An 11721-nucleotide genomic window follows, 5' to 3' on the forward strand; every position below is an offset into this window, starting at 1 on the left:
TCAAGTCGGGCAGGTTTCCTGACCGTTATCCAGGCCTTGCTTGTAGTTGTGGCTCTGCAGGCTGGCCTTGCCGTTGTGCCAGGTCAGGGTGAGTACATACAGCGAGTCGTAGTCGCTGGATTCCCAGTCATCGGTGATGTTCTGTTTCTTGCCGACCGCTTCGCCCGCGACCTTGTTGATCAGCTCGGGCAGGTAGCCGTGGGACCACGCGGTGTAGATCACCGAGTTGTGATATTTGTCATGGAGCAGTTCGTCGGCCAGGTCGCTGGTGTCGTTGGCCGAGAAATTGATGTTCACCGGCAAACCGAGCTTGATGGCGCTGGGGCTGATGGTCATCAGAGGACGAATGTAGCTGTAGGAGTTATCCAGTTCGCCTTCCTCGACATTGCGCGTCGGGTTGGCCGCAAAAACGTAGTTGGCCTTGCCGAATTTTTCCGGGAGCAGGGTGGCCAGATCGATGGCGCGGTTCAGGCCCTGGCAATTGAGCTGACCGAGGCCGCCGGCGGGTTTTTCCGCGTGGCGCAGGAAGACCAGCGTCTGGGTGCCGTCAGCCGGCTGGGCGCGGCTTTCACGGACTTCAAGCGACAGGAATAGCGCACTGATTGCCAGCAAGGTGGGCAGCACGACATAAGCGCGATGCTTGAAGCGTTGGACCAGTTTCATAGGGTTCATCATGGAATAAGGGTTTCTTCAGCGCATTCGGTTAAGGCTGACAAACCTTTACACCCCGCGCTCCCAGCGTCGGGTGTTTTCCATGTCGTTGAGCCGGTCCGTTTCCGAAAGGGCAACACTCAGAGTCCACTGAAGCCCGTTTGGTTCGATTCCGGCGGCGTGCGCAGCAATCTACCGATAACCATGAACGGGTTGGAGCAGAGGTTATCGACAGGATGTTGCGGATTTGTGGACACGGTACACGGGTCGGCTCCGCAGAACGCTGCAATGCATTGATCTTGATAATCATCAATATCGATACGCCGGACATCGCAGCCTGCGGCCACTCACACTATGATCGTGTCTCTCAATCTCTTCGTGGATCCTTGCGATGACCGATCTTTCTGCTTTCCCCATCACCCAGAAATGGCCAGCCCAATACCCTGAGTGGATTCAGCTTTATTCACTGCCGACCCCCAACGGCGTCAAAGTGTCGATCATGCTCGAAGAGATCGGCCTGCCCTACGAGCCGCATCGCGTGGGCTTCGACACCAATGACCAGTTGTCGCCCGAGTTTCTGTCGCTGAACCCCAACAACAAGATCCCGGCGATCCTCGACCCCCACGGCCCGGACGACAAGCCGCTGCCGCTGTTCGAATCCGGGGCGATTCTGATCTACCTCGCGGACAAGAGCGGGCAATTGCTGGCCCAGGAATCGGCAGCGCGTTACGAGACGATCCAGTGGCTGATGTTTCAGATGGGGGGTATCGGACCGATGTTTGGCCAGCTCGGCTTTTTCAACAAATTCGCCGGCAAGGAATACGAAGACAAACGTCCTCGGGATCGCTATGTCGAGGAAAGTAAACGTTTGTTAAAAGTTCTTGATGGACGTCTGCAGGGGCGCGACTGGATCATGGGCGAGCGCTACACCATCGCCGACATCGCGACATTCCCGTGGGTGCGCAACCTGATCGGTTTCTATGAAGCGGGCGATCTGGTGGGCATCAAGGATTTCCCGAACGTAACTCGGGTGCTGGAGCGCTTCCTCGCACGTCCAGCAGTGATGCGCGGGCTGGAAATTCCCAAATAGGACGTTTCGATTTCATCAGGACCAAGGCAGGCCATGCATTCATTCGATTTCAAGCAAGTAGATGTCTTCAGCCGCGTCGCGCTCAAGGGCAATCCGTTGGCCGTTGTGTTCGGCGCCGACGAGCTCAGCGATGAGCGCATGGCGGCGTTCGCCACGTGGACCAACCTCAGTGAAACCACGTTCATCCTCGCACCGCAGGACCCTCGGGCCGATTACCGGGTGCGGATTTTCACCACGCTGAGCGAATTGCCGTTCGCCGGTCACCCGACCCTGGGCACTTGTCATGCCTGGCTCGAAGCCGGTGGCGTGCCCAAGGGCGAGGAGATCATTCAGGAATGCGGCGTCGGCCTGGTGCGGGTGCGTCGACAAGGCGCGGAGCTGGCTTTTCTCGCACCGCCACTGCTCAAGACCGGACCGGTGGAGGCCGATGTCATGGCGCGCGTGCGGCGCGGGCTCAGGCTGGAACCGGACGCCATCGTGCGGGGGCAGTGGGTTGATAACGGCGCGGGCTGGCTGGCGGTGATGGTCGAGGATCGCCAGCAGGTGCTGGACCTGCAACCGGACCATACGCAGATGCTTGGCCTCGCGGTCGGCGTGATCGCGCCGTGGCATCCCGAGCGTGACGGCGATGACGCACAGTTCGAAGTGCGCGCGTTCATCTCTGGCGACGGCATGCCGGAAGACCCCGCCACGGGCAGCTTGAATGCCGGGATCGCCCAGTGGTTGCTCGGCGAGGGGCTGGCGCCGGCGTCCTACGTGGTCAGCCAGGGCCTGACGATGGGCCGCGCGGGACGTATTCAGGTCGATCAGGTGGGCGATGAAATCTGGATTGGTGGCTCCGTCGTGACCTGTATCTCCGGAACCCTGACGCTATGACCTGTGGGAGCGGGCTTGCCCGCGATGAGGCCGGATCATCCAGCATCTATGTTGACTGACCCACCGCTATCGCGAGCAAGTCGAATCGTCGCACCGCCGCTCCCACAGTGTTTTGTGTGGATGCGGGAATTGTTGCCAAACAGGTAATGGATTTTCCTACATCGAGGTTTGTCACTGGCACCCACAGGGCATAAGCTTTCGCCCCCTTACGACTTTCGTCTCGTCTTCCGATTTCAGGAACCTCCCATGTCCAGTCAGTTCCCCGAAGCACGTCCACGCCGTCTGCGCCGCAATGCGAGCCTGCGCAGCCTGTTCCAGGAAACCGAATTCAGCCTGAACGACCTGGTGCTGCCGATTTTCGTCGAGGAAGAAATCGACGACTTCGTGCCGATCAAGAGCATGCCCGGCGTGATGCGGATTCCGGAATCGAAACTGGCCGGCGAGATCGAGCGTTATGCCCGTGCGGGGATCAAGTCGGTGATGACCTTCGGCGTGTCTCATCATCTGGACAGCAGCGGCAGCGACACCTGGAGCGAGAATGGCCTGGTCTCGCGCATGTCGCGCATCGCCAAGGACGCAGTGCCGGACATGATCGTGATGTCCGACACCTGTTTTTGTGAGTACACCAGTCACGGTCACTGCGGCGTGCTGCACAACCACGAAGTCGACAACGACCAGACCCTGATCAACCTTGGCAAACAAGCCGTCGCTGCAGCCCGTGCCGGTGCTGATGTGATCGCGCCGTCGGCAGCAATGGACGGCCAGGTGCAGGCGATTCGCCGGGCGCTGGATGACGCCGGTTTCACCCAGACCGCGATCATGGCCTATTCGACAAAATTTGCCTCGGCGCTCTACGGCCCGTTCCGCGAGGCTGGCGGCAGCGCGCTCAAGGGTGACCGAAAAAGCTATCAAATGAACCCGATGAACCGCCGCGAAGCGGTGCGTGAATCGCTGATGGACGAGCAGGAAGGTGCCGACGCACTGATGGTCAAACCGGCTGGCGCGTACCTCGACATCATTCGCGACATTCGCGAGGTTTCCCGCCTGCCGCTGTCGGCGTATCAGGTCAGCGGCGAGTACGCGATGATCAAGTTCGGCGCGCAGGCCGGGGCAATCGATGAGGATCGCGTTGTGCGCGAGAGCCTTGGGGCGATCAAGCGGGCGGGGGCGGATTTGATCTTCACCTACTTCGCGATGGACCTGGCCCTGGCCGGGATCTGAATCCACACACAAGACCCTGTGGGACGGTGTGAATCAGTTAGAACCAAAAAACGGCCGTATCCCGCGATCCCGGAAGTACCGCGCAATCACTTTCGGGTCCGAGCAGGTCTCGGCAATCGCCACATAGGTATCCGGCCGCAACAGGTAAAAACCGTTACGCCCCAGGCCGGCCGCTTCAAAGGCCGGCCGCCAGTCAAACACATGCAACGGCAGATGATGTTCATTGCACCAGGCAATCATTTCGTCGCTGGTGTCGCCGTACACATGCACCTGCCAGTTCGGGCACTTCAGGGGCCCGAAATTATCCCCTTCACCATCGTGCGCCCAGGGCAAGCGGTCGCCACCGTGAACGTGCCCGGCAACGCCGGTGCTTAACGGCATTCCACGATAGTTGAGGGTGAGTTGCGACACCGTGCGAAACAGGAATTCCCGGGAGGTCTCGAACGAGGCCATTTTCGGCAACAGGAACGGCGCCAGGCGGGTGCGCAGCAAATCTGCCATGCGTCCTTCGGCCGTGACGAAACTGAACACCCGGTCGGTGGTGGCGACCAGTTTGCGGGCAAAGGCGATGCGCTCGGTTTCATACGTGTCGAGCAGATGCGGGGCAGCACCGCCGCTCAACACGGCCGCGAGTTTCCAGGCGAGGTTGATGGCATCGCCAATCCCGGTGTTCATGCCCTGACCGCCAGCCGGGCTGTGGACATGAGCCGCGTCGCCCAAGAGAAACACGCGACCGCTGCGAAAGTGATCGGCCACCCGATGATGCACGCGATAGGTCGAGAACCAGTTCACCTGTTCGATCTGCACCTTCAGGTGTGCGATGGCGCGCTGGCTGACGTCTTCAAACTTCAGGGTTTCGGCGTGCTCGGCGCGTTCATCGCGAACCGTTCCGATCAGCCGCGCGCGACCTTCGCCCGCGAGGGGAAACACCGCGAGAAAGTCCGCCTCATCAAGGTCCAGGTGCAGCTCGCCATTGAGCGCCGGACCGCTGGCCTGCACGTCGGCCACGTAGAAAATCTGCTGGTAGGTGCCGCCGGGAAATCCGGTGTCGAGGGTTTTGCGCACTAACGAGCGGGCGCCATCGCAACCGGCCAGGTAACAGGCCTGACAGGTTTCCTGTTGACCATCGGGCAAGCGCAACCTTGCGGTGATGCCGTCGCCGGTTTCCTCGAAGCTCTCCAGCTCGGTGTTGCGCTCGACCTGGATGCCAAAGGTCTCCAGACGCTCGATCAGCAGCCGCTCATGCTCGTCCTGAGGGAAGATTTCGAGGAACGCGTACGGCGTCAGTCCTTCGCCAACCCGGTTCAACGGCAAGCGCGCCACAGGTTCACCCTTGACCCAGAAATTGGCCGCCGCCACGCGATGACCGCCCTTTATCACGGCGTCGCCAAGGTCGAGCTGGCGATACAGTTCCAGTGTGCGGGCTTGCACGGCCAACGCCCGGGACGTGGTGCCGGGGGCCGAGGTCTTATCGAGAATCCGCACGCGGATCCCCAGTTTGCTAAGCCATAACGCCAGGACCAACCCGGTGGGGCCGGCGCCGATGATCAGAACGTCGCTACGGTTCATGGGGGCTCCCAACGCATTGGCAGGCGCCGTGGGATCAGGCGGTGAGCTTTAATTGAAGGCCATCGATGGCGCCTGCGCCAGCCGGTCCGTCCGTTAACATCGAGTCAGCCACTGGGAGCAAGCTCGTTCCCCAGGGAACAGTACCGCGTCGGCACAGTCATAGCCTGCGCCATGCGATTGATCGTATGGTTAACCCGGTTCAACGGATCTGATGGAGTGCCATGCAAGCCAACCGATTGATCACGAGCGCCGCAGCGCTGTTGGTGCTGGCCGGTTGCGGGACCCAGCGCCCGCAGGAGGCCCCGGCCCGCAAACCCGACGAGGTCAAGACCGAGATCGTGCGCCTGTTGCCGGCAAAAACCGTCGACCGCCAAGGCTGGGCCACGGACATCTACGTGGCGTTTGCTGCACAAAATATTTATCCGTCCACGCAAAACCTGTGCTCGGTACTGGCGGTCACGGAACAGGAGTCGACCTTTCAGGTGGACCCGCCGGTGCCGGGCCTGGGCAAGATCGCCCGTGAGGAAATCGACCGCCGCGCCGCCAAGGTCCACATCCCCGGTCTGCTGGTAAGCGGTGCGCTGCAAGTGCGTTCCAGCACCGGCAAAAGCTACAGCGACCGGCTGAATGCCGCGCGCAGTGAAAAGGAATTGAGCGCGATTTTCGATGACTTCATCGGCATGGTGCCCATGGGCCGTACGCTGTTCGGTGGTTTCAATCCGGTGCACACGGGTGGGCCGATGCAGGTCAGCATCGACTTCGCCGAGCAGCAGGCGCGGAATTATCCGTACCCGGTGGACGGCACGATTCGGCATGAAGTCTTCAGCCGTCGCGGCGGCCTGTATTTCGGCATCGCCCACTTGCTCGGTTATCCGGTGAGTTACAAGCAGCCGCTGTACCGCTTCGCCGATTTCAATGCCGGTTGGTACGCCAGCCGAAACGCCGCGTTTCAGAACGCGGTGAGCCGTGCTTCGGGGGTTCCTTTGGCACTGGATGGTGATCTGGTGCGCTACGACTCGATAATGCCCGGCACCACGGAATTGGCCGTGCGCACGCTCGGCAAGCAACTGGGCATGCGTAATCCGACCATTCGGGATCAACTGGAAAAGGGCAAAAGCCTCGATTTCGAGGACAGCGTGTTGTATCAGCGGGTTTTCGAATTGGCCGAGCAGGCCGAAGGCCGTTCATTGCCGCGAGCGGTATTGCCGGGGATCGTGTTGCAGAGCCCGAAAATCACCCGAAAACTCACCACGGCGTGGTTTGCCAAACGGGTCGACGAGCGTTATCAGCGTTGCATGGCGCGGGCAGGGAAGTAACCGGTCTCAAAAAATGCATAAAAAACCCGGCGGGTGAGGCCGGGTTTTTTGTCGAGTGTTACTGCAAAGCCATTCATTCATACCGCGCGGCTTTCGATCAGACGGTCGGAACCACCTTCGGCAACGCGGTTTTCGATCAGACGATCCGAGCCGCCTTCAGCGACGCGATTTTCGATCAGACGGTCGGAACCACCTTCGGCGACGCGGTTTTCGATCAGACGATCGGAGCCACCTTCAGCGACGCGGTTTTCGATCAGACGATCCGAGCCGCCTTCAGCGACGCGGTTTTCGATCAGACGGTCGGAGCCACCTTCGGCAACGCGGTTTTCGATCAGACGGTCGGAGCCACCTTCGGCAACGCGGTTTTCGATCAGACGGTCGGAGCCACCTTCGGCAACGCGGTTTTCGATCAGACGATCTGAACCACCCTCAGCCACACGACTTTCAATCAGACGATCCGAGCCGCCTTCAGCGACAACCGGGTGGGCAGAAGAAGCGGCAAAAGCGTTAACTGCAAAAACCGAGAAAGCGATGCTGAGGAAGAGTTGGCGTTTCATGATGGTGTGCTCCGGGGTGTAGTTGTTTGGTATGGAGGCGATGTTACGCCCCGGAGTTTTTAAGAGAACTTCATTGACGTGATGGTGAACATCGACGGCAATGATGAATCGCAGCGCTCGGCTGATCGCGCTTAAATTACCTTCACCGCCCGCCCGATGAACTGAATCGGCCCTGTAGGTTTGCCGATCGGCGAGCCGGTGCGGTTTTCAAGGGTCAGTTCGAACAATTGGTCGGGTTGCAGCGGCGGCAGTTTATCCACAGGCACCGACAGCGTTTGCCCCGGTTTGACCAAGCCCAGCGACACCGGTCCTTGCCAGCCTTCGGCCTTGGTCCAGAACTCCAGTGCCTTGTCTTCCGGAACCTGCGCGACCCCCAGCGGAATCAACTGGATTTCCCTGGGATTGCTGGCCGAAATCACCCAGCCCGGCGATTTGTCTTGTGGCGCGACCAGCACCACCAGATAGGTCGGCTTGACCGTGGTTTGCGTCAGCAGCAACGCTCCGAGCAGCAAGGTGGCCGCCAGCCCCGCACCGGCGAGCCCGCGCCACAGCGCTAAGCGATTCCACCAGGATGTCGGTTCGACCGTTGGCCGTCGGGTCAGGGCGTTGACGCTGCGCTCGATGCGTTGCCACAGAGCCGGCGAGGGCGTCTCGGGTTGGGCAAAGTCAGTCAGGCCCAACAAGCGACGCTCCCAGGTGTCGACCGCCGTGCGTAGTTCGGCATCGTCGGGCAGGCGTTGCTGTACCGAGCGGCGTCGTTCGTCCGAGAGCGTACCCAACACATACTCGCTGGCCAGTTCGTCGAGTTGCTCCGGGGTCTCATCCGCAGGTCTGATCGTCATCCCATGCACTCCCGCAATGCCGTCAGGCTCCGTTTGATCCACGCTTTGACGGTGCCCAGCGGGGTGCCGAGTTTGCGTGAAATTTGTGCGTGAGAATAACCGTCGACGTAGGCGTGCAGGATGCAGCTGCGCCGCGCAGGGTCCAACTGCTCCAGGCACAGATGGATGCGTGAAGAGTGCACCTGGGCATCGAAAGTTTCAGCGTCGTTTTGCACGTCGATATCGCCCTGGATTTCGCGGCTGTTGTCACGGATGTAGTTGAGCGCCAGATGCCGGGTCACGCTGAAAATCCAGCCTCGTGCCGACCCCCGCGTCGGGTCGAAACCTGCAGCGCCGGCCCAGATCTTGAGGAACGCATCGTGGACGATGTCTTCGGCCAGCGCGGTGTCGCGCACCAGGCGCCTGGCAACGCCGAGCAGTCGCGGACTCTCCTGCACATACAAATCCCGCAGGGCCTGACGCTCGCCCCGGCCACAGGCGGCGAGGTGAGCTTCATAGTCGAAAATGGTTTCGGGCAAGGACACAGATCTCAGCCGTTATGTGGGGCAGTCCGAATGCAATCTAGCAAACAATCCCCCTTCCTGTAGGAACCGCCCTCAGCAAGACGGCTCCTGCACAGGATCGCGTCAGGCGCTTGGGGTTAGCTGGCGGCCCAGAAAATGTAATCCGCCTGATACTTCACCACTTCCTGTTTACCCTTGTTGGCCGCCGTGCACTCGGCGCTCGGGGCGACGCCCCCTTTGAGGGCCACGCGCTGGATGTAACTGACGCCGCTCATCGCACCTTTACCCTCGGCCGGATTGGCCTTGACCAGTTGATAGGGCAGATTGCCCGGGCTCGACGGTGCGACGGCCAGTTGGGTGCCGGTGACTTTCGAGCCATCCTTCGCTTGCCAGGTCGCCGGGGGGCCGAAGTAAGTGCCGACTTGCTTGCCGGCGCGATCATTGAGTACCGCCTTGGGCCCGACAAACACCCATTCGGTCTGGCCGGCCATGTTGGCCTTGTCACGGCATTCGTAGGTGATCTCGCCGACGCCGGTGGTTTCCATGGCGACCTTGTGCCCGTCCGGAACCTTGATGTTATCGGGCAGACCGGTCTGGGCAAAGGCCGCAGGCACGGCGGCGAACAAAGCAGCAAGGCAAATCAGGTGTCTGGCGTTCATGGCATTCTCTCCGTTAATGAGTCATCCGCTGTGCAGCAACAAGGGCTGCTACAGGGACTACCCGGCGGAAAGCGATTTGGATGCAGTGGCCAAGAAAAATAATTGAATACCTGTGGCGCACGCCCGATTCAGCTCCGACGTCGAACAAACTTGCGCCACAACCAGACCCACAGCATGAACAGCGGGAACGCGAGGATCAGGAAGGGCAGCGCGTAACTGGTTTTTTCCAGCGCATCGGCGGCGCCGTCGGCGAGATTGTCGAGCAAGTTGCTGAACGCCTGGCTCAGGTGCGACGAGCGACTGCTGGCGCCGGTCGGCAGGAACGACAGCGTGACCCGATTGGTGTCCAGACGCCGCTGATGCCCGGCGGCAATCTGCGCCAGGGCTTGCAGATCGTTTTCGATCCCGGCCTGCTCTTTGCTCAGGGTGATCAGATCGGTGACGCTGATGTCTTTGCGGGTCGCCAGTTCATCCAGACGCTGCTGCTGAGCCTTGAGTCGTTCCTGGCGCCGGCGGGTGTCGTCCACGGCATCGGCGAGGTCTTCGGCGCTGGTGATCCGCTGACCCAGTTCGCCACCCTCGGCAGCCATCGCCACCAATGGCTCGACGCCGGCAGGGGCAATGCGCAAGGTGATGTCGGCACGGCCAGCGCCTTGCTCGATGCGCAGGACGTTGCAGGCGCCGAAGCGTGCGGTTTCGCACGCCTCACGTGTGGCCTGCAAACGCTGGGCAATCTGTGCCTGGGGCAGCAACAGCTGCAATTCGTGTTCATAGGCGAGCATGGCCCCGCCACGCCCTTGTTCACCGGCTAGACTGGCCGATGACGAGTGGTCGCTTGGCGAGCAGGCACTGAGCGCCAGGCAGGCCAGAATAAACCCGAAGGTCCGATAAAGTGCGGCGCGTTGGCCATCCTGTTGGCGCATGTTCGTTCCTTGAAGTGGGCTGCGGGGGTATTAAAAGAGTGTCCCGGGATCGCGCATCTTACCTGCATCGATCCGCCAAATGGCAGGGAACGTGACCTGTGCCCGCTCGTCTACTGACTATCTGTTCGTCTCGCCAGGAGCGCGATATGTATCAGCTATACGGACACCAGAACTCCGGCGCTGCCGCCATCGAAGCGGCGTTGGAGCTGTGCGAGATTCCTTATCGTTTCATCGACGTCGAGTCATCCACCGAGGCGGCCGACGCCCTGGAGAAGCTCAACCCGCTGAAGCAGATTCCGACCCTGCAACTGCCCGACGGGAGCATTCTCACCGAAAGTGCGGCGATCTTGATTCATCTCGGACTGACGTTTCCCAAGTCGAAACTGCTGCCGAATGACGCCGCCGAGCGCGATCAGGCGATCCGGGGGCTGGTGTACATCGTCAGCAATTGTTATGCGGCGATCGGCATCATCGATTACCCCGAGCGCTGGTTGCTTGTGGCCGACAAACCCTCGCGGGACAACCTCATGGCCGGCGCTCGCGAACGGTTGCACTGGAGCTGGGAGGTGTTTGCCGATCAGTTCTCGGGCGAGTTGTACCTGGGCAACGAGACGCCCGGCGCGCTGGATGTGCTGGCGGCGGTGATCACGCGTTGGGCGGGCAGCCGAGAACATTTGCGTAGCGCCCGGCCAGGGTTTTTCGCCTGGCTTGAGCGAATCGACCGGCACCCGACGCTGGCGCCGGTTTTTGCGCGGCATTGGCCTTCCTGAACACCGCAATCCCCTGTAGGAGCAAGCTCGCTCGCGATGAGGCCAGGTCATTCAACATTTGTGTTGACTGACCCACCGCCATCGCGAGCAAGCTTGCTCCCACAAGGGATTTTCGGTGTCTGGCATTACTCGCCGCGAATGTACTGCTCCAGCTGGCGAATCAGTTCCGCCTGCTCGGCGATGGCTTCCTTGACCAAGTCGCCGATCGACAGCAAGCCGATCAGCTTGCCGTTCTCCACCACTGGCAAGTGGCGCAGGCGCCGGTCGGACATGATGCCCAGGCAAGTATCGACGGTTTGATGGGTGTCTACGGTGATCACCGGCGACACCATGATGTCGCGCACCGGCGTGCCCACGGAAGAGCGGCCATGCAGCACCAGTTTGCGCGCGTAATCACGTTCACTGATGATGCCCAGCACTTGGTCATTCTCTACCACCAACAAGGCACCGACGTTCTTCTCGGCCATCTTCATCAGTGCTTCGAGCACCATGTGATCGGGTTTGATCTGGTGCACTTCCTGATTTTTCTGATCTTTCAACTTGAGCAGTTGGGCGACGGTTTTCATGTTGGCTTCTCGGGTGTTGTCGTTGTTCTTGAAGAATCGTAGACGCAAGCGCTGAGGGCAAGGCAGAAAGCGGCAGATAACGCTCAAAAAACGTCATTCAGCGGTTTTTCTTCGATAAACCTCACATTTCGAATACACCACCGACCTTGTAGGAGCTGGCAAGCCAGCTCCTGCAAGG

General features: G+C 60.6%; 13 protein-coding genes. 5 read left to right on the top strand and 8 right to left on the bottom strand.

Going from position 1 to position 11721, the window contains the following annotated elements:
* Positions 1–675: a histidine phosphatase family protein gene (locus F8N43_RS00595; RefSeq protein ID WP_150634232.1), complete on the bottom strand. Its 675-nt coding sequence runs from the start codon at positions 673–675 to the stop codon at positions 1–3.
* A gap of 367 nt (positions 676–1042) precedes the next feature.
* Here F8N43_RS00595 and F8N43_RS00600 point away from each other — a divergent pair, with 367 nt between their 5' ends.
* From F8N43_RS00600 to hemB, 3 genes are all read left to right on the top strand, one after another.
* Positions 1043–1741 carry a glutathione binding-like protein gene (locus tag F8N43_RS00600; RefSeq protein ID WP_150634231.1) on the top strand — a complete coding sequence of 233 codons (699 nt, stop codon included), beginning with the start codon at positions 1043–1045 and terminating at the stop codon, positions 1739–1741.
* Between the two features lie 33 nt (positions 1742–1774).
* Positions 1775–2617 (top strand): PhzF family phenazine biosynthesis protein, encoded by an 843-nt coding sequence (locus F8N43_RS00605; protein ID WP_150653054.1) that lies wholly within the window; start codon positions 1775–1777, stop codon positions 2615–2617.
* A gap of 246 nt (positions 2618–2863) precedes the next feature.
* Positions 2864–3838, top strand: coding sequence for a porphobilinogen synthase (gene hemB, locus F8N43_RS00610; protein ID WP_150634229.1), 975 nt, complete (start codon positions 2864–2866; stop codon positions 3836–3838).
* Positions 3839–3871: 33 nt separating this feature from the next.
* On the opposite strand, the gene F8N43_RS00615 is transcribed toward hemB, so the two are convergent.
* Positions 3872–5407: an FAD-dependent oxidoreductase gene (locus F8N43_RS00615; RefSeq protein WP_150653055.1), complete on the bottom strand. Its 1536-nt coding sequence runs from the start codon at positions 5405–5407 to the stop codon at positions 3872–3874.
* 221 nt (positions 5408–5628) lie between these two features.
* Here F8N43_RS00615 and F8N43_RS00620 point away from each other — a divergent pair, with 221 nt between their 5' ends.
* Positions 5629–6723 carry a DUF1615 domain-containing protein gene (locus F8N43_RS00620; RefSeq protein WP_150634815.1) on the top strand — a complete coding sequence of 365 codons (1095 nt, stop codon included), beginning with the start codon at positions 5629–5631 and terminating at the stop codon, positions 6721–6723.
* A 77-nt stretch (positions 6724–6800) separates the two neighbouring features.
* Here the strand turns inward: F8N43_RS00620 and F8N43_RS00625 are convergent, their stop codons facing one another.
* The 5 genes from F8N43_RS00625 to F8N43_RS00645 all read right to left on the bottom strand — a co-directional run bounded on the left by F8N43_RS00625 (position 6801) and on the right by F8N43_RS00645 (position 10207).
* Positions 6801–7280 carry a phage infection protein gene (locus F8N43_RS00625; RefSeq protein ID WP_090473931.1) on the bottom strand — a complete coding sequence of 160 codons (480 nt, stop codon included), beginning with the start codon at positions 7278–7280 and terminating at the stop codon, positions 6801–6803.
* Positions 7281–7411: 131 nt separating this feature from the next.
* Entirely contained in the window at positions 7412–8122 is a 711-nt protein-coding gene (locus F8N43_RS00630; protein ID WP_150632505.1) for an anti-sigma factor domain-containing protein, read from the bottom strand.
* A complete protein-coding gene (locus F8N43_RS00635; protein ID WP_150653056.1) occupies positions 8119–8646 on the bottom strand; it encodes a sigma-70 family RNA polymerase sigma factor in 528 nt (175 codons plus the stop codon). Before F8N43_RS00635 ends, F8N43_RS00630 begins: the two co-directional genes overlap by 4 nt.
* A 116-nt stretch (positions 8647–8762) precedes the next feature.
* Positions 8763–9284 carry a DUF3455 domain-containing protein gene (locus F8N43_RS00640; protein ID WP_150632507.1) on the bottom strand — a complete coding sequence of 174 codons (522 nt, stop codon included), beginning with the start codon at positions 9282–9284 and terminating at the stop codon, positions 8763–8765.
* 128 nt (positions 9285–9412) lie between these two features.
* Positions 9413–10207 (bottom strand): DUF4349 domain-containing protein, encoded by a 795-nt coding sequence (locus F8N43_RS00645; RefSeq protein ID WP_150653057.1) that lies wholly within the window; start codon positions 10205–10207, stop codon positions 9413–9415.
* Positions 10208–10353: 146 nt separating this feature from the next.
* On the opposite strand from F8N43_RS00645, the gene F8N43_RS00650 reads away from it, so the two are divergent.
* Complete coding sequence (locus tag F8N43_RS00650; protein WP_150632509.1) at positions 10354–10977, top strand: glutathione S-transferase; 624 nt, start codon at positions 10354–10356, stop codon at positions 10975–10977.
* Between the two features lie 125 nt (positions 10978–11102).
* On the opposite strand, the gene F8N43_RS00655 is transcribed toward F8N43_RS00650, so the two are convergent.
* Positions 11103–11543 carry a CBS domain-containing protein gene (locus tag F8N43_RS00655; protein ID WP_084323695.1) on the bottom strand — a complete coding sequence of 147 codons (441 nt, stop codon included), beginning with the start codon at positions 11541–11543 and terminating at the stop codon, positions 11103–11105.
* Positions 11544–11721: the final 178 nt, after the last annotated feature.

The sequence above is a fragment of the Pseudomonas fluorescens genome, assembly GCF_902498065.1.
Lineage (GTDB): Bacteria > Pseudomonadota > Gammaproteobacteria > Pseudomonadales > Pseudomonadaceae > Aquipseudomonas > Aquipseudomonas fluorescens_BJ.